Annotated in this window: 13 protein-coding genes; all 13 read right to left on the bottom strand. The window is 71.1% G+C overall.

Annotation, left to right across the window (positions count from 1 at the left end; translation table 11 throughout):
* The 13 genes from OIC96_RS41475 to OIC96_RS41415 are packed head-to-tail and all read right to left on the bottom strand — an operon-like array spanning window position 1 to window position 18,406.
* Window positions 1–648 carry a PIG-L deacetylase family protein gene (locus tag OIC96_RS41475; RefSeq protein WP_330302898.1) on the bottom strand — a complete coding sequence of 216 codons (648 nt, stop codon included), beginning with the start codon at window positions 646–648 and terminating at the stop codon, window positions 1–3.
* Window positions 645–1,454, bottom strand: coding sequence for a sugar phosphate nucleotidyltransferase (locus tag OIC96_RS41470; RefSeq protein ID WP_330302899.1), 810 nt, complete (start codon window positions 1,452–1,454; stop codon window positions 645–647). The genes OIC96_RS41475 and OIC96_RS41470 overlap by 4 nt, the downstream gene beginning before the upstream one ends.
* Window positions 1,451–2,686 (bottom strand): class I SAM-dependent methyltransferase, encoded by a 1,236-nt coding sequence (locus OIC96_RS41465; RefSeq protein ID WP_330302900.1) that lies wholly within the window; start codon window positions 2,684–2,686, stop codon window positions 1,451–1,453. Before OIC96_RS41465 ends, OIC96_RS41470 begins: the two co-directional genes overlap by 4 nt.
* Complete coding sequence (locus OIC96_RS41460) at window positions 2,683–3,924, bottom strand: glycosyltransferase (RefSeq protein ID WP_330310002.1); 1,242 nt, start codon at window positions 3,922–3,924, stop codon at window positions 2,683–2,685. The genes OIC96_RS41465 and OIC96_RS41460 overlap by 4 nt, the downstream gene beginning before the upstream one ends.
* 7 nt (window positions 3,925–3,931) lie before the next feature.
* Entirely contained in the window at window positions 3,932–5,266 is a 1,335-nt protein-coding gene (locus OIC96_RS41455; RefSeq protein WP_330302901.1) for an O-antigen ligase domain-containing protein, read from the bottom strand.
* A gap of 1 nt (window position 5,267) precedes the next feature.
* Entirely contained in the window at window positions 5,268–6,806 is a 1,539-nt protein-coding gene (locus tag OIC96_RS41450; RefSeq protein WP_330302902.1) for a right-handed parallel beta-helix repeat-containing protein, read from the bottom strand.
* Window positions 6,807–6,814: 8 nt separating this feature from the next.
* Window positions 6,815–8,782, bottom strand: coding sequence for an alginate lyase family protein (locus tag OIC96_RS41445; RefSeq protein ID WP_330302903.1), 1,968 nt, complete (start codon window positions 8,780–8,782; stop codon window positions 6,815–6,817).
* Window positions 8,779–10,968 carry a bi-domain-containing oxidoreductase gene (locus OIC96_RS41440; protein ID WP_330302904.1) on the bottom strand — a complete coding sequence of 730 codons (2,190 nt, stop codon included), beginning with the start codon at window positions 10,966–10,968 and terminating at the stop codon, window positions 8,779–8,781. The genes OIC96_RS41445 and OIC96_RS41440 overlap by 4 nt, the downstream gene beginning before the upstream one ends.
* Window positions 10,969–11,006: 38 nt before the next feature.
* A complete protein-coding gene (asnB, locus tag OIC96_RS41435) occupies window positions 11,007–12,941 on the bottom strand; it encodes an asparagine synthase (glutamine-hydrolyzing) (RefSeq protein ID WP_330302905.1) in 1,935 nt (644 codons plus the stop codon).
* A gap of 3 nt (window positions 12,942–12,944) precedes the next feature.
* Window positions 12,945–14,459, bottom strand: a complete 1,515-nt coding sequence (locus tag OIC96_RS41430; RefSeq protein WP_330302906.1) for a Wzz/FepE/Etk N-terminal domain-containing protein — start codon at window positions 14,457–14,459, stop codon at window positions 12,945–12,947.
* Entirely contained in the window at window positions 14,456–15,823 is a 1,368-nt protein-coding gene (locus tag OIC96_RS41425) for a Wzz/FepE/Etk N-terminal domain-containing protein (protein WP_330302907.1), read from the bottom strand. The genes OIC96_RS41430 and OIC96_RS41425 overlap by 4 nt, the downstream gene beginning before the upstream one ends.
* Complete coding sequence (locus OIC96_RS41420) at window positions 15,820–17,100, bottom strand: glycosyltransferase family 4 protein (RefSeq protein WP_330302908.1); 1,281 nt, start codon at window positions 17,098–17,100, stop codon at window positions 15,820–15,822. The genes OIC96_RS41425 and OIC96_RS41420 overlap by 4 nt, the downstream gene beginning before the upstream one ends.
* Window positions 17,090–18,406 (bottom strand): nucleotide sugar dehydrogenase, encoded by a 1,317-nt coding sequence (locus OIC96_RS41415; protein ID WP_330302909.1) that lies wholly within the window; start codon window positions 18,404–18,406, stop codon window positions 17,090–17,092. The genes OIC96_RS41420 and OIC96_RS41415 overlap by 11 nt, the downstream gene beginning before the upstream one ends.
* Between the last annotated feature and the right edge of the window lies 1 nt (window position 18,407).

Below are 18,407 nucleotides of genomic sequence, written 5' to 3'. Positions count from 1 at the left end.
TCAGTCCCCCAGATTGAGCGTGAGTTTGGTGACGGTGAACGCCTCGGCGTAGCGGGCGTGGCATTCGATGCCGCGGATCCGGGCGAGGCCGAGGAAGGCCTCCCGGTCGTACCAGGGCCGGTGCCGTTGCGAGGGGTAGTGCTCCTGCAGCAGCCGCACTTTCTGTTCGGCGATCTCCGGCGACAGCGGCTGGTACGCCGACGGACGGCCGAGGTCGCCGTCCCACTTGACGATCTCGTAGCGGAGCACGAGGTGGTCGCGGAACGCGGTGGTCATCAGCTTCGCCAGGCCGCGGTGATCCTGGTGCGCGTCATCGGTACGCGGAGCGAGGACCAGGTCCGGCTCGGTCCGCTCGCGCAGCTCCTCGACCGCGGCCTTGGCCTCGTCCCAGTGCACGGGCAGTCGGCCATCCGGCAACTTGAGGACGGTCAGGCGCAGATCGGCGCCCGGGCAGAAGGCGGCGAGCGCGGCCCGCTCCTCCTCCTCCCGCTCGCTGCCACCGCCGGAGAGCACCAGCGCGTCGACGCGGATACCCGGCCGCGCGAGGCACATCGCGAGCAGCGTGCCGCCGGCGCCGATGGCGATGTCGTCGCAGTGCGCGCCCACCGCGACGATCCGGTCCAGGCGCCCGGCGCTGAGCTGGATCACGCGGTCCTCACCCCGGGGTTCGCCGCCGCGCCGTCCCGTTCCCACACGGCCCACGGGCGGTCGCCCTGGGTGTAGGCGGCGTCGAGCGCCGCCCGCTCCTTCACCGTGTCGGTCGGCTTCCAGAAACCGCGGTGCTGATGCGCCACCAGCCGTCCGCGCTTGGCCAGTTGGGCACATCCGTCGGCGACCAGATCCCCGTTCTCCGGGATGTGGTCGAAGACCTCCTGGCGGAGCACGAAGTAGCCGCCGTTCTCCCACAGCGGCATGTCGCTCACCGCCGTGATGCCCCCCACCAGGCCGTCCTCGCCCAGTTCCACGCAGTGGAACGAGGACTGCGGCGGCACCACCATCATCGACGCACCGGCGTCGCGCCGGGCGAACCGGTCGATCATCTCCGGCAGCGGGGCGTCGGTCAGCACGTCGGCGTAGTTGGCGAGGAACATCTCGTCGCCGTCCAGGTGGTGCCGCACCCGGCGCAGCCGCTCCCCGATCGGTGACTCGACGCCGGTCTGCGCGAACGTGATCGTCCAGTCCGCGATGTCGGTGGACAGCAGCTCCGTCCGCCCGCCCCGCAGCACGAAGTCGTTGGACACCGTCTCCTCGTAGTTGAGGAAGAAGTCCTTGATGTGGTGCGCCCCGTACCCGAGGCACAGAATGAACTCCGTGTGCCCGAAGTGCGCGTAGTAGCGCATGACGTGCCAGATCAGCGGTCGCGGGCCGACCATCGCCATCGGCTTGGGCACGTCGTCGGAGGTTCCGTTGCGCATCCGCATCCCGTAACCGCCGCAGAACAGAACGACCTTCATGACTTGACCTCGACAATGCTCAGTTCCGGGATGGGAAAGACAAGGCGGCCGCCCCAGTCGTGCACGAAGGACAACTGCTCGACCAGCTCGGCCCGCAGGTTCCACGGGAGGACGAGGACGTAGTCCGGCCGGTCGGCGCTGATCTGCTCGGGCGGCAGGATCGGGATGCGGGTGCCGGGGGTGAACCTGCCGTGCTTGTAGGGGTTGCGGTCGACCGTGTACGGGAGCAGGTCGGGCCGGATACCGCAGTGGTTGAGCAGGGTGTTGCCCTTGCCCGGGGCGCCGTAGCCGACGACCGTCTCACCGCGCTCGGCCGCCTCGATGAGGAACCGCAGGAGATCCCGGCGCACCTTGGCCACCCGCGCGGCGAACTCGGCGTACCCGGACAGCTCCTGCAACCCGGCGGCCTTCTCCCGGGCCAGCACGTCGGCCACCCGCTGGGTCGGCTCGCCGGCCACCTCGGCCGGCCGGGCCCACAGCCGGATGGAGCCGCCGTGCGTGGGCAGCAACTCCACGTCCACGAGCGCGAGTCCACCACTCGCAAGGGCTCGGATCGCGGACGCGACCGTGTAGTACTGGAAGTGCTCGTGGTAGATCGTGTCGTACTGGTTGTCCTCGATCAGGGTCAGCAGGTGCTGCACCTCGATGGAGACCCAGCCGTCGTCGGCGACCAGGGCGCGCAGCCCCTGGGTGAACCCGACCACGTCGGGGATGTGCGCGTACACGTTGTTGGCCACGACCAGGTTTGCCGGGCCGTGCTCTTCGCGGACGGCGGCGCCGGTGTCCGGGTCCATGAACGCCGTGAGCGTGGGCACACCCGCGTCCCGGGCCGCGGCGCCGACGTTCACCGACGGCTCGACGCCGAGGCAGCGGATCCCGCGGTCCACCACGTGCTTCAGCAGGTAGCCGTCGTTGCTCGCGACCTCGACCACGAAGGCGTCGGGGCCGAGGGCAAGCCGCTGCACGGTGTCGGCGACGAACGTGCGCGCGTGCTCCACCCAGGAGGTCGAGAAGGAGGAGAAGTACGCGTACTCGCTGAACGTCTCCTCCGGCGTGATCAGCGGAGGGATCTGCGCGAGCCAGCAGTCGGTGCAGACCCGCAGGTGCAGCGGGTACGCCGGTTCCGGTTGGTCCAGTTGGTCCGCGGCGAGAAAGCTCTCGCACGGCGGGGTCGCCCCCAGATCGACGACGCTCGCCAGCGCCGCCGAGCCGCACAGTCGGCAACGTGTCATTTACTGCCCCCCATTGATTCCGTCCCTATCGGCGGCGCGCTGTCTCCGCCGCCGGACCGACCCGCGATCGCGGTGCGGTACCCCTCCACCAGGCGCTCCAGGCCGACGGCCGGGCTGAAACCCTGCTCGTAACGGCGCCGGGCCGCCTGGCCCATCTCCCGGTTGCGGGCCGGCTCGGCCGCGATCCGGCGTATGCAGGACGCGAGCGAGGCGGGCTCGCCCGGCTGGTGCAGCAGCCCGGTGACCCCGTCCTCGACGAGTTCGACGAAGGCGCCGTGACCGGCGGCGACGGTCGGGACTCCGGCCGCCATCGCCTCGACAACCACCAGGCCGAACGCCTCCAGCCACGTCGAGGGAGCCACCACGGCGACCGACCGCGCGACGGCCTGACGGCACTGCGCCGGGTCGTACAGGCCGACGTACCGCACGTCGTCCCGGCCCGCCGCCCAGGCGGTCACCTCGCGCTCCAGCGGCCCCGCGCCGGCGATCACGAGCGGCACGCCCACACCGCCGTCCGCCGCGATCTCGTCCCACGCGGCCATGAGCAGCCGCACGCCCTTGGCCTCCGCGAGCCGGCCGAGATAGAGCAGATGCTCGCCGTCGCCCGTCCGGCAGGCGCCCGGGTCCGGCACGAAGTTGTGCTTCACCGCCAGCCGCTCGGCCGGCATGCCGGACCGCACCAGGACGTCGCGCTGCGCCGCGGAGATGCAGAAGAACCGCTCCACGCCGGACCACCACCGCCGCCGGTTGACCGACAGGCTGACCGCGAGCGGCACCGTCGCAAGGCGCGAATTCCGGTAGCAGCCGTGCCGGACGGCAGGCAGTGGTGCGGAGCCCACGCACTCGGTGCACGGCCGGCCGTCCCGTTGGAGCGTGCCGGGTGGGCAGACCTGGGTGTAGTTGTGCAGCGTGGCGACGGCGGGCACGCCGGCGTCGGCGCAGGCGGCGAGAACCGCGGGCGACAGGAGCGGGAAGACGTTGTGGATGTGCACCACGTCCGGTCGCTCGGCGCGAAGCCGGGCGGCGAGCTCCTTGCGGACCGCCGGGTTCCACGGCACAAGGAGTGGCACCGCGGCCTTCGACAGGAGGGACCGGGCGGCGATGTCGTCGCTGCGCCGCTCGAACACCTCGACCCGGTGGCCGGCCGCGCGCAGCAGCTCCACCTCCTGGTCGACGACCTTGTTCTCCCCGCTCGGCTGCGCCGAGGCGTAGCGGTTGTGCACCACGAGGACGTGCATGCTCACGTCAGCTCCGATCCTGGGCCCAGCGAGGGATACGTCGTCGAGGGACTGCGGGCGTCGAGAGGGGCGCGGCCGTCGAGAGGGGCGCGGCCCTGGAGAGGGGCGCGGCCTCGGCAGGTGCCGCCAACAGCGAGGCAGCCAAGGCCAGATGCAGCAGATACGGCGAGGCGTCGCCAAGGCCGGCCTCGGTGTACGACGCGATCGCGCAGTAGCTGATCAGGAAGATCGCGCAGGCCCTCTGAAGCGACGGCGGCCGCAGCAACGCGACGCCGGCGAGGACGATGATGATCGCCGCCACCAGGGCGACGCCGGTCAGACCCTGCTCCTGGTAGACGGCCAGCCAGCTGTTGTCGATCGGCAGCCCGCCGAACGACTTGTCGCCCAGGCCCATGCCGAACAACTGCTCCGAGGTCGTCCGGGGCGCTGCCAGCAGGGCGTCCCAGACCTTGGCCCGACCGGTGAGGTTGGAGAAGTTCTCCTGGCTCTGTCCGCGCAGGAACCACGCCTGCAGCGCGGAGCTGAACCCCACCACGGCCACCGTGGCGCACAGCACCGTCCAGGTGAAGAACCGGCGGGCGGCGGCGCTGGTCAGGATGAGTGAGCCGATCCCCAACGCCAGGCCGATGAGCAGGCCGAGCGTGGCCGTCCGGGTATGGGTCAGCGCGAGCAGGACGAGTGACGGCACGATGACCACCGCCGCGCTGACCCTGTCGGTCCGGCGCCCCAGGACGAGCAGCACGGTGAGCCCTATGATCACCGCGGCGTACTGTCCGATCTGCGGCGGAGTGAGCGGCCACAACGCGCCGACGAGCCGTCCGCCGTAGAGGTCGGGCAAGGCCGCGCCCGGTGAGACGACCAGGCCGACGGCCACCGACCCGAGCACCGCGAAGTACATCCGGATGTGGTGCCGGACGAACGTGAGGCTGCCGTCCCACCAGCGGCTGAGCAGCCACAACGTGCCGATGAAGAGCGCCAGCCGGGCGCAGCGGAACAGCGCGCCGAACCCGGACTCCAGGTTCACGCTCGAGATCATGCTCGGCACCAGCAGCAGGGTGAGCAGGAGCACGAAGGCGCTGGCTCGGATGCGCAGCCGGAGATTGACCGCGAGCGCCAGCGCGAACGCGGCGACCAGCGCGCCCATGGTGGCCATCTGGATGAGGGAGCGGGGCAGCGGGATGATGGTCTTCGCCCCGGCGGAGCCGAGCGTGTTGAGGATCAGCAACCCCCAGACGATCCCGACGATCTTCGGTGTGCCGGCCGGGCGCGGTGCGGCGCCGGGCCGCGTGCCTGCCGTATCCGGTCCGCCCGGCAGGCCCTCGCGCGTCAGATCCCCTCCCATCTCAACCACCGGCCTGTGGCTGGAAGGTGCTGCCTGCGTCCTGCTGGTACGGCGCGCCCTGCCATTGCCCGGAGTCGAGCACCTGGCTCGGGTCGTGGGCGACGAACTCCCATGGTCCGAGGTAGACGTTGTCGTGCCAGCGGTTGTGCTGCTTTCGGGTGATCGCGTCAGCCACCCGATCGCCCTTGTACGGCGACCAGTTCGGATAGGTGCCGTAGTTGGCCAGCACCGCCATTCGGTCGCACTTCTCCGTGCACTTGACGACGGACTTGTCCAGCACGAAGCGGTTGTCGTGGATGTCCACCCGCTGGGTCTTCCACCGGCAGTCGGCGTAGAGCGGTGCGCTGGCGATCGCCGGCTTCGCGCAGCGGTCGGTGGTCCGCACCAGCAAGGTGCAGTCCCCGGACGAGGTGTTGGCCGGGCTGTTGCAGAACCGGTCGGCGTTCTCCCACAGGGTGATCCCGGACCAGTTGTTCTCCAGCACGTTCCGGTAGATCTCGATCTTGTCGGTGCGGGCTTTGATCCGTGGTTCGCCGCCGGACTCGGACAGATAGACGGTCGCGAACGGGAAGCTGTCGCCGCGGTCGGCTTGCCTGCGGCCCTCGACCCAGTTGTTCCGCCGGATCGTGTTGTTCCGGATGACCGCGTTGTAGCTGGTCTCGTAGATCAGCGCGGCACCGTCGTTGTCGTCGAGCACGTTGTTCTCGATGCGGAAGTCGTTGTTGTTGGTGTCCGCCCACAACCCGGTTCCGCGGTTGTCGTGCACCCAGTTGCCGCGTACGTCGGCGCCGTTGACGGCCCAGAACTTGATGCCTCCGGTGCAGCCGCAGCCCTCCCGCCGCCGCTCCCAGTCGCCGGTGTTGTTGCCCACGATCTCGTTGCCCTCGACCACCAGGCCGCTGATACGGCCGTTGCCCTTGTACGCGTTCATGCCGTACTGGCCGTTTTCGCGCAGGCAGCTGGCGAGGACCTTCTGACGGGCACCGGCCATCAGCCCGGCACCGGAGTTGTGCTGGATCGTCGCGTGCTCGATCACCCATCCGTCGGCCGAGTCATGGTTGACCACGCCCTCGTCGGGCGGCGCCACGAAACGCTGCACGGTCAGGTAGCGGATGGTGACGTTGCGGGCGGTGCCGCCGAACGCGTACTGGTTCTTCTTCCGGCCGTCGAGTACCGCGCCCGGCGCGCCGAGGTAGCGGTCCCCCTCCTTGGGGATGACCTGGGCGTAGCGGTCCGGGTCGAGCCTGTGCTTGCCCGGTCGAAGCCAGAACGTGGTGTTCGGGGGGCTGCTCTTGGTCTTCGCTGCCAGGTCACCGACCACCGCGGGGTCGACGGTCACCGCGCCCGCCGGCGCCTTCGCCGGCCCGGCCGCGGGCCTGGCGCACACCCGGGCCACGGATCGGGGCGCGGACGTGGCGGACCTGGATGGCGCGGCCTTCGACTCCGTCCCGGCGCCCGGCGTGCTCTCACAGCCGGTCGCCAGCAGGGCCAGCGCCAGCGGTGCCGCCGCCAACGCCCAGTGCCGCCTCTTGATTCCCACGCGCCCCCCTAGCCGCGGAACCTGAGCACGGTGGTGAACCCCTCCGCGCCGTCGGCGAAACCGGTGCCGATCAGCGTTGTGGTGGGTTCCTTGCGCCCGAAGCCGGCGGAGTACCAGCCCAGCGGCGGGTCGGTCTCGCCGCGATGCGCCCGCCAGCGCAGCTGCCCGGGCAGGTCGAGCACCGCGGAGCGGTCCTCGCCGTCCCTAGTCCAGGTCAGCACGGCCCGGTTGCCCGCCAGTTCCGCGGCGATCACCGGGCCGAGGTGGAACGCCAGCTGCACGGCTCGTCGGGGGCCATGCACCTCGTCAACGACCTTCAACTCCTGGCTCGCGGCCGTCAGTTCCACCCTGCGGCGGTGCACGGACCCCTGGTAGCCGTCGTGCTCGGCAGACCAGCGGGCCGTCCCCCCGTCGGAGGCGTCGGATGTGTCCGCGGCCAGGACGCGGCTGCGGGCCTGCCGGGTCCACAGGAACGGGCCGCCGGAGACGGACTGGTCACTGCCGTCCAGTTGCAGGGTGTTGTGGCCGAGGGTCGACCGGAAGTACTGCCGCCACTCGGGTTGCCCGTGGTAGCAGTACGTCCCCGGGTCGGCGAGCACGTCGACCCCGTCGTGCCGGACCTCCAGGGACAGCGCGTCCGCGTGGGCATGCGCGGCGATGGACAGGAAGCCGTGCGGACCACCGTCGCAGCGGCACCAGATCCCTGCCGGACCGCGCAGGATGGTCATGCCCGCGTCGGCGAAATGGGCCGGCCGGCTTGCCGGGCGTGTCACGGCCGGTGCGGTTCCGTTCTTCGAGTACGGCCGGATGAGCGCGGCCAGCAGCGGGGTGCGCACATCGGTGCCGCTCACCGCCGGCCACCAGGCGAGCCGGCCGAACACGGCGTCCCCGGTGGCCAGCAGCGACGCCCAGCGGTCGGTGCCCGCGCCGTCCACGATCAGACCGTGCCCGTCGTCCGCGTCCCCCTGGCGCGGCGGCCGTAGCCGGCTGTCCACGATGGCCGCGAGCGCGTCGGTCATCCGCAGCAGTACCAGCCGGATCGACGCGGGGACCGGCACGCCTGCGGCATCCGCCTCGGCCACCGCGGCCAGGCCGAGCTCCAGCACAAGTCCGTGATACTCGGTGGCCAGCTCCCGGTTGAGGCCGGAGTCGAAGGTGTTGCCGCGCAGATGCCGCTCCAGCGACCGCAGCGCGCCGGCTCGCCAACGCGCCGAGGAAGGGAACCACCCGAACGCGCAGGCCGCTGCGAACTGCCCGGCGGCCTCGGCGATGACGTGGTTGTTCGCCGAGGACCCCCGGCTGGGGAAGGCGGCCAGCCAGCGCTGGTGGTGCCAGATCTGGTTCAGCGCCACCGGGTTGTCCTCGAACAGCCCGGCCGCGCCCGGCCAGCCGTCGAGCAGCCGGCGGATCCACACCCAGGACAGCAGCCGGATGCCCAGCTCGATGCCGCTGATCCAGTGCACGCCGCGCAGCGGTGGGTTCGCCGCCCACCACGACCGCAGGTGCTCGGCCACTCGCTCGGCGTACCGCTCCTCCCCGGTGATCGCGTAGGCCGCGGCGAGCACGGTGAGGTACTGATGCCGGGACAGCTCCCAGATCTGCTTGATGTCCCCGACCACGTCCTCGTTCCGGTACGGCACGTCGAAGGCGTAGCCCCACGGAGCCCGGCGCCCGGTCTTCGGGTCGCCCCACCAGTCCGGGTCGTCCAGGTCGTCGCGGACCACCCCGAAATACTCGGCGTGCCCGTACATCAGCCGGTCCGCCTCGGCGATGAGGCGTTTCGCGGCGTCCGGAGGTATCGCGGCGATCGTCCCGGCGGGCAGTACCGCGGTGAACCGGGCGCCGGTCACGCTCGGGCAGTCCGGCCGCGCCGACCGCCACCGCCGCCTGCGCACCGCGTCGCCCACCCGGCCGCCGACCTCCCGCGGTCCCATCCGGGACAGCCGCCGCAGGTACCAGCCCGCGCTCATGGTCATCGTGCGTTCGCCAGCGTCACCGGCGCGCCGCCGGCCAGGCCGGCCTGCACGGCGAGGGTGGCCGCCGTGGTGGCGACCAGCGACTCCAGAGGCACCGGCATCGGCCCTCCGGTCCGTACGGCCTTGATGAACGCGGCCAGCTCGGCGGACTGGCCCTTGTCCCGGGCCTTGGGCAACCGCGAACTGACCCACCGCTTGCGGCCGTACACCGAGGCACGGACGAAGTCGTCGAGCTTGAGCACCTTGCCGTCCGCGACCAGGTCCAGCGTCTCCTTGGGGAAGCCGGGCGCGCCGGTGGTGACGTAGCTGATGGTGGCGGTGGACCCGTCCGGGTAGCGCAGCACCACCTGCAGGTCGTCGTTGCCGGACGGGGCGACGGCGTACACCGATACCGGGTCGGCGTCGAGCAGCCAGCTCGCCGTGTCGATGAAGTGTCCGCCCTCGCCTTCGAACCGCGAGCCCTCGGTGCCCTGTTGGAGGTACCAGCTGCCGTGCTGCAGCCGACCCGCGTTGACCAGGTAGCGCAGGTTCGCCGGACCGGTCCGAGGGCCGAACCGCTGCTTGGCCTCGGTCAGCAGCGGCGCGAACCGGCGGTTGAAGCCCACCTGCAGCCGGTCGTTGCCGGACTCCTCCACCGCCGCGAGTACGCCGGCCAGCTCGTCCTCGGTGAGCGCCAACGGCTTCTCCACGAACACCGTCTTGCCGGCAAGGAGCGCTCTGCGGGTCAGTTCGGCGTGCGAGCTGTGCCGGGTGACCACGAACACCGCGTCGATGGACTTGTCGCCGAGCACGGCGTCGAGATCGGTGGTCGCCTCGGCGAAGCCGAACTTCCGCTGCGCGTTGGCCGCGGACAGCGCCGTCGTGGTGACGACGGTCGACAGCTCGACGCCGTCGCGCTGTGCCAGGTGCGGCAGCAGCATCGACGTCGCGTAGTTTCCCGCGCCGACGAACGCCAGTCGCACCGGCGCCTTGGCGGCCCGGGCCGGGGTGGACGCCCCGCCGCTGCGTCGCACCGCGGGCACGGCCACCGTCGGGGCCTGCGCCTCCCCCGCTTCCTCCTTCTGCTCGGGGTACCGGAACAGCACAGTCACGGCCTTCAGATCACCGTCCTTCAGGCGCTGGTACGTCTCGACGGCGTCATCGAAGTCGGCGACTTGGGAGACCAGGGGCTCCACGTCGACGCTGCCGCGGGCCAGGAGATCGAGGAAGCACGCCAGGTTGCGGCGCTCGGTCCAGCGCACATAGCCGATCGGGTAGTCCCGCCCGTCGAGCTCGTACTCCGGGTCGTAGCGCCCGGGGCCGTAGGAGCGCGAGAACCGGACGTCGAGCTCTTTCTCGTAGTACGCGTTCCACGGCAGGTCCAGGCGGCACTTGCCGATGTCGACGACCCGGCCGCGGTCCCGGCAGAGCCGGGCGGCCAGCTCGACGGGCTGGTTGCTGCCGCCGCCGGCGGCCAGGTACACCTGGTCCACGCCGTGACCGCCGGTGAGTTCGGCGACGGCGGCTTCCACGGCCGCGGACTCGGGATCACCGCAGGCCGCCGCGCCCAGGCGCTCGGCGAGCTCGCAGCGCACCGGGTCGGGGTCGACCCCGACGACGCGGACCCCCGCGGCGGCAAGGAGCTGCACCACGAGCTGCCCGATCAGCCCGAGGCCGATGACCAGCGCCACCTCGCCGAGCTGCGGCTCGCCTTGGCGCACGCCCTGCATCGCGATCGATCCGACGGTGCCGAAGGCCGCGTGCCGCGGCGCGAGGCCGTCCGGCACCGGGGTGTAGAGGTTCTTCGGCACCCAGTTCAGCTCGGCGTGCAGCGCGTGCTCGTTGCCGGCGCACGCCACGAGGTCGCCGACCTTCACGTCGTCGATCCCGGTGCCGACCTGCTCGACCACCCCGCACAGCGAGTAGCCCAGCGGCGTGTAGGAGTCCAGCTTGCCCATCACCTTGCGGTAGGTGGCGGGCACCCCGTTGGTGGCCACGCTCTGCATGACCTTGGCCACCTGGTCCGGACGTGAGCGGGCCTTGCCCAGCATCGACATGCCGGCCTCGGACACCTTCATGAGCTCGGTCCCGGTGGAGATCAGCGAGTAGGCGGTGCGGACCAGCACACCGCCCGGCTTGCACCCCGGCACCGGAACGTCGAGCACCGCCAGCTCGCCGCTCTTGTAGTTCTGTACAACCTGCTTCACCCGAAGTCCCCTTGTTTCTCAGCCGTCTTCGCCGTCTTCTACGCCGCCGAGCGAGTGCTCTGTCCGGACCCGGAGGTCGCGTCGCGGTACCAGTACTCGAGGGTCAGCACATGCCACAGATGCTTGGAGAAGTCCCGCTGCCCGGCGGCGTCCTCGGCGACCATGCGCGCCAGCGCGTCGCGGCGCAGGATCCCGGAGTTGACGAGCACGCCGTCGTTGACCACCTCGCGCACCAGCGGTGCCAGATCCCGGCTCATCCAGGCGCGCAGCGGCGCGCTGAACAGGCCCTTGGGCCGGTACACGATCTCCCGGGGCAGGATCGAGGTGGCCGCCTCCTTGAGGACGGCCTTGCCCTGTCGTCCGACGATCTTGCGATCGCCGGGCACGGCGAACGCCGCCTTGACCACCTCGACGTCCACGTACGGCACCCGCACCTCGGTCGAGGCGGCCATGCTCGACCGGTCCGTGTAGGCGAGGTTCAGGCCGGGCAGGAACATCCGGGCGTCGCCCAGGCACATGCGGTTGACGAAGTCGTCGAGGTCGTTGTCCTCGTAGATGTCCGCATGCTCGGTCAGCACGTCCTCCACCGTCCCGGCCAGGTCCGGATTGACCAGGGCGAGCAGCTCGTCCTGGTCGTACATGGTGTAGCTGCGCCGGAACGCGGTCTCCTCCGGCAGGTCGGCGAAGGAGAGGAACCGCTTCGCGAAGCGCACCGACCGGTACCCCCGGCGGGCCGTGGCGACCGGCAGCCGGTCCACGGCCCTGGACAGACCGCGCCGCAGGGGCCGCGGGACGCGCTGGTAGCGCAACGCGATCAGGTTGGCCAGGTGCTTGCGGTAACCGGCGAACAGCTCGTCGGCACCCATCCCCGAGAGCATCACCTTGACCCCGGCCTCCCGGGCGGCCGAGCAGATCAGGTACGTGTTGATCGCGGCGGGGTCGCCGATCGGCTCGTCCAGGTGGTACGTCATCTGCGGCAGCAGGTCGAGCACATTCGGAGCGATCTCGATCTCGTGCAGGTCGACGCCGAACTGCTCGGCCACCTGACGGGCATAGCGAAGGTCGTCCGGCATGGCCTCGAACTTGGCGTCCTCGGCGCGGAACCCGATCGTGTAGGCGGAGATCCCGGGTCGCTCGCGGGCCGCCAGCGCGGTCAGATAGCTGGAGTCGAGACCGCCGGAGAGGAAGGTCGCCACGGGTACGTCGGAGAGCAGGTGCCGCCGGGTCGACTCCTCGACGATGGCGGCCAGGTCCGGCTGTTCGCCGCTCCGGGCCCGCTCCCGGCCCTCGGCGGCGACGTCCCTCAGGTTCCAGTACTGGCCACGCTCCACCCGGCCGTCGGGCCGGCACCGGAGCCAGCTCCCCGGCGGCAGCTTCTCCGCTTCGCGGAACGCGCACCGTGAGTCCGGCACCCAGTAGTACAGCAGTGAGGCCACCAGCGCCGCATGGTCCACCTCCAGCGACCCGCCGGTCGCGGCGGCGAGCGCCTTGAGCTCGGAGGCGAACACCAGGCCCTCGCCGCGCCGGAGCAGGAACAGCGGCTTGATGCCGAGCTGGTCGCGGGCGAGCACCAGTTCACCGGTTCGCTCGTCGAAGATCCCGAACGCGAACATGCCGCGCAGCCGGGGCAGGCAGTCCGTACCCCAGCGCCGCCAGGCCTCAAGCAGCACCTCGGTGTCGGAGGTACCGCGGAAGCGCACCCCGGCGGCTGCCAACTCGGCACGAAGCTCGGGCGCGTTGTACAGCTCGCCGTTGTACGTAAGGGCGAGGCCGTCCGAGACCATCGGCTGAGCGCCGGTCTCGGACAGGTCGATGATGGCCAGCCGGCGGTGCCCGAGGTGCACTTCGCCGTCACCGACGAGGTGGCTGTACCGGCCCGCCCCGTCCGGACCGCGGTGGGCGATGGTATCGGTGAGCCGGTCGGTCACGATCTTCCCGTCCGGCCACCGGTACGTACCTGCGATGCCACACATGTCTTACCGCGCCTCCTGGTCGATGTCCGGGACTCGTGCCCATGACGGCCGCTCCGTCCGCGGCCGGCCCGTCACGTTCTCCCTGGCCAGCCGCTCGTTGTGGCTGCGCAGCGCGGTGTGCAGCCCGTCCCACAGGGTGCCGTCGGTCCGGTCCCGCGGATCGGGGTCGATCAGCACCACACCGATCACCGGAATGAGCAGGTCCGCGAGCTGCCGCGACACGGTGTGCAGCCATGCGGCGCTGCCGTGCCCGGCACGCACGACGAGCACGGTCTGGGTGCCGAGGTACTGGAGGTCGGTCCACGCCGTGCCGGGCGCCACCGAGCCGACGCCGAACCAGCGCTCCTGATCCGACACGGCCGCGGCACGCTCGCCGCTGACCACGGTCGGGTCACCTGGCTTCGGGCGGCGGCCCGCGAGCTGCGGGCCGGGCAGACCATCGATGATGGCCACCGGCCCCTCCGCCGACAGTGCCTTGGCGAGGTCCAGGGCGATCACGCTCGTGCTGCGCGCACAGCCCAGTTCCAGCAGCGACACCGGTTCCGCGGAGCCGCGCACGGTGCGGGCCAGGGTCGCGGTGAGCCGTTCGCGTGCCGCCCGGGTCCGTCGGCGCTGCCACAGCCTGCCCGACCTGCGGGGCAGCTCGGCGATGACCGAGGCGCCCAGGTTCGCCGCGATGTCCCGGCGCAGCACGGGGCGGTCCGCCACCACCGTGCCGACCGCGGCCACCGCGAGCCCGAGGAAGAGCCCGAGGACGAGCCCGATCGCGGCGTTGGTGGCAGCGGCCCTGGGCAGGGAGTGCCGCACCGCACGCGGGGCGTCCACGATCTGCGTGCCGGCGATGACCTTGGGCGTGCCGGTGCGCGCCTCCTCGGAGCGCTGATCGAAATCGGCGATCCGCGAGTCGAGCTCGGCCCGGCGGGCGAAGAGCGACTCGATGTTCGCCGACGCCTTCGGGTCGCTCTCCGGCGATCTGTCCCCGATCTCCTTGTTGACCTGGGCGAGTTCGACCTGCATGCGGTCACGCTGGTCGGCCAGGGCCTTGGACTCGGCCTTCGCGGCTTCCTGCATCCGCTTCACGTGATCCGCCACGAAGGCATCGGCCAGCGCCTTGGCCCGGGCCACCGCATCCGCGTCGCTGTCACCTGTCACATCGATCTGCAGCAGGTTGTTGGTCAAGCCGGTCCCCCGGTACTCCTGCATGAAGTCCTCTGGTTTTTCAGAGGACTTGAGGGACTGCAGGGCCTTGTCTGCGATCCGCGTGGTCCCCAGCAGCGCGACGTCGGTGCGCATCAGCGTTCCGGTGTCGTTCGGCTGGTCGTCCTCATGCGCGACCAGCACCTTGGTCACCGCGGCCGGCGGCGGCGGCCGCAGGACCGCCAGCGCCGCGCCGACGAGCAGCCCCACGAGCGCCAGGGAGCACCAGAGTCGGCGGCGCCTGCGCACCGCCACCACCAGTGCGTGCAGGTCAAAGAGCGGAGTGGCTGCCGACGACTCCGAAGTCGTGCTCGTCGTCACGCTGAACCTCCCGTCGCGTGGCCGCGAACCGCGAGCGCGGGAGTGGCGTTGTCCGGAGAATGGCCGGCGGACCGCGTCTCACGGGCCAGGACCGTGCCGGCGACGACGATGCCGACGACCTCGTGCCTGCCGTCCGCACACGCCTCGGCGATGCCGGCGAGCTCTTCCGCGGTCCAGTTGCCCGCGCTGAGGACGACCACGGCACCGGACTCGGTGTCGCGGTCCGGCACTGTCGGCCGGTCCACCGAGACCTCCACCACCCGCAGCAGCGGATCACTCTTGGCCTCGGCGACGAGCTGTCCGGCGGCCCGGAGGGCGATCTCGTCGCCGTCCGGTACGACAACCAGCAGCCGCCGGGGGGCCGGCAGTTGGTCCCGGAGGCGAGCGCACACCCGGCGGTAGCGGATCCGCGTGCCGGCCTCGTCGCCGGATGTCTGCGGGGTCGGTATGTCCCACCGGGTGTCGACGCCGAGGAGTCGGCGGATCCGGGCTCGCGGGCCACGGCCCCCTGGCCGGTGCGCGCGCCGATCACCAGACACGTCGACGGTGCCAAGCAGCGACGAGCCCAGCGCCGCGGCGATCTCCGGTTCGGTGCGCAGTCGGCGATTCACCCGTGCGGCGACGAGATGGCCGATGACCGCGAGCAGGAAGAACAGCAGCGCTCCGGCGACGATGAGCTGCATCCTCGTCGGCGGCGCCTCGCCGGTCGGCCGGGCCGCCGACCCCATGACGACCATGCCGGCCTTGTTGGTCGCCGGGTTGGCCTCGTCCAGCTTCGTCATGGCCTCCTCCAGCGAGGTGCGCAGCTTCTCGAGGTCGGTGCGGGCCTGCACGCTCTCCACGGACTGCCCCGGATCGGCCGCATTGGCCAGGTCGGTGATGCGGCGGTTGGTCTCCGCCACCTTCTGCCGCAACGCCTCGGTCCCGGTAGCCGCGTCGGAGTCGGCGCTGCCGCCGACGATCCGCGCGGCGAATGTGACGAACTGCTGGGCCATCCGGTCGGAGAGCTGCTGCGCGCGCTCCGGGGTGTCGGCCGTTCCCGAGATCTTGATGATGTTCCCGTCGGCGGCCTTGGCGCTCACTTGATCCCGCAGCTCGGTGCCGCTGACTCCGCTCCAGTGGAGAGCGGCGGCCGCGCGGTCGACCACCGTCGAACTGGTCGCGATATCCACCTGTGTCAGCAGCTCGCGCTCTTCCCACTGCCCCGGCAGCAGTACCGATGCCGACGTCGTGTACCGCGCCGGGAACACCACCGAGGTGCCGTAGCCGACGAGCGCGCCCACCAGGGCGAGGACGGCGAGAAGCCGCCACCGTCGACGGAGAATCCGCCCGATCGTGACCAGGCGGATCGTGTCATCGCTCAACGGTGCTGCCTCTTCCCTGTGCGGACCGGGTCGCCCGCCGACACCGGGGTGTGGTCACGGCACGCAGCGGCGTAGGCGGCGAGCAGCGACGCTTGTGAGTTCCGCCAGGAAAGCTGTCCGCTGATCCGCTCCTGGCCGATCTTGCCCATCTGGGCCCGCTTCTCCGGATCGTCAAGGAGCAGCGCGATGAGCTTGGCGAATTCGGCCTCGTCGTTGGCGGGCGCGTAGAGGGCGGCGTCACCGGCGGAGACGCGTGCCTCCCGGAGGTCGAACGAGACGATGGGCCGGCCCATCGCCATGTACTCCAGGACCTTGTTCATGGTCGACACGTCGTTGAGCGGATTGCGTGGGTCGGGGGAAAGGCACACGTCCGCGGTGGACAGGTAGCGCACCAGGTCGGCGTCCGGAATGCGCCCGGTGAACTGCACCTGCTCGGAGAGCCCGAGCCGCCGGGACAGCTCCCCCATCGCGTCGAAGGCGTCGCCGGAACCGACGAACACCGCATGCCAGTCGGTCCGCCCGAACTCGTCGCGCAGCTTCGCGAGGGCGCGCAAGGCGTAGTCGACGCCGTCCTGGGGGCCCATGACGCCGAGGTAGCACAGCAGATGAGGCTTGCCGCGCTTCAACTCCGGCTCGGGTGGCACCGGTTGGAACCGGTCGGTCTGGGGCGCGCTGCGCACCACGAAGACGTCCTCCGGCCGCCGGCCGCCACGGCGCACCGCGACGTCCCGGTAGCTCTCGTTCGTGGCGAGCACGACGTCCGCGGCCCGGTAGGTCCGCCGTTCCAGCGCGCACACGGCGCGGTAGAGCAGATCCTCGCCGCGGTCGAACCGGGAGAGGTACAGCTCGGGTACCAGGTCGTGCTGGTCGAAGACGAACCGTGCCCCGCGCCGCTTCAGCCACAGCGCCGGCAGGAACAGCAGGTCCGGCGGATTGCAGGCGTGCACCACGTCGACCGGGCCGACCTTGCGGGCCAGCCGGACCGTATGCCACAACGCCGATCCGTACTCCCGCAGGTAGCCGGCCGGCCCTCCGGTGGCCGCGCGCAGCGGGTAGCGGTGGATCCGCACCCCGTCGATCTCCGCCTCCGGCTCCGTGTCCCGCTTTTCCCCCTGGGGACAGATGACGTGCACCGTCCAGCCCGCGTCGCGCAGCGTCGTGCACTCCTGCCACACCCGCCGGTCGAACGGCACCGACAGGTTCTCCACCAGGATCAGCGCGCGCCGGTCCGACCCGTCGCCGCTGGCTGTGTCATCGAACGATCTGTTACCAAGCAAGGCCCATGTACCCCGGTTCGGCCCGGCGCGCCTCGGCGTCGGGAAGGCGGATGAGGTCGATCAGCATCGGTCCTTCGCCATGGGGCAGCGCCGACAGCACGGCCGGATCCCTGGTCCCGACCAGGCAGACCTCGGCGTGTTCCAGCACCTCGCCGACGGAGTCCGCGAGCAGCTGCCCGAGGTGCGGCAGCCGGGTCTCGATGTACTCGCGGTTCGCGCCGATCAGCCGGGAGAGGCTCACGTTGGCGTCGTAGATCCGCAGGTCGTAGCCCTTGCCGAAGAGCCTCTCCGCCAGCTCGACGAGCGGGCTCTCGCGGAGGTCGTCGGTGCCGGGTTTGAAGGACAACCCGAACAGGCCGACCCGGCGTTTGCCGGTGCGCTCGACCAGGTCCACCGCGCGCTGCAGATGGTCGGAGTTGGAGGGCAGCACGTGGGCGAGGATGGGCACCGAGACGTCGGCCCGCCGCGCAGCGTGGACCAGGCTGCGCAGGTCCTTGGGCAGGCAGGAGCCACCGAAGGCGAAGCCGGGCCGCAGATAGGCGGGGCTGATGTTCAGCTTGCGGTCGGCCAGGAACACGTCGATCACCTGGTGCGAGTCCACCCCGAGCGCCTGGCACACCGCGCCCAGCTCGTTCGCGAAGCCGATCTTGAGACCGTGGAACGCGTTGTCCGCGTATTTGATCGCCTCGGCCGTCGGGACGGGCACCCGGAACACCTCGCCGGGCAAGCCGTCGTACAGCGCCTTCACCACGTCGCCGCTTGCCGGGTCGATCTCGCCGATGACGGTCTTGGGCGGGTCGAAGAAGTCCCGCACGCTCGTGCCCTCGCGCAGGAACTCCGGGTTGACCGCGACCCCGATGTCCACCCCGGCCGTGCCGCCGACGTACTTCTCCAGGATCGGTACCAGCAGGTTCAGGCAGGTGCCCGGGAGCATGGTGCTGCGGAACACGACGGTGTGCCGCCCACCCCGCTCGGCCAGCGCGGCGCCGATCTGCTCGGTGACCCGCTCCAAGTACGTGGTGCACAGGCTGCCGTTGGGCTCCGACGGCGTGCCCACGCAGACCAGCGACACCTCGCTGCCCATGATCGCCTCGCGGACGTCGCCGGTGGCGCGTAGCGCTCCGGTCCGCACGACTTCGGCGGTGAGCTCGCCGATCCGCTCCTCGACCACCGGGGCCTTGCCGTCGTTGACCAGGTCGACCTTCACCTGGTTCACGTCCACCCCGATGACCTCGTGGCCCATGCTGGCCAGGCACGCGGCCGACACGCAGCCCACGTAGCCGAGCCCGAAAACGCTGACTCTCATG

The organism is Streptomyces sp. NBC_00775 (genome assembly GCF_036347135.1).
GTDB lineage: Bacteria > Actinomycetota > Actinomycetes > Streptomycetales > Streptomycetaceae > Streptomyces > Streptomyces lutosisoli.
The sequence above is the reverse complement of the archived record's forward strand: the minus strand, read 5'-3'. Positions and strand labels throughout refer to the sequence as shown.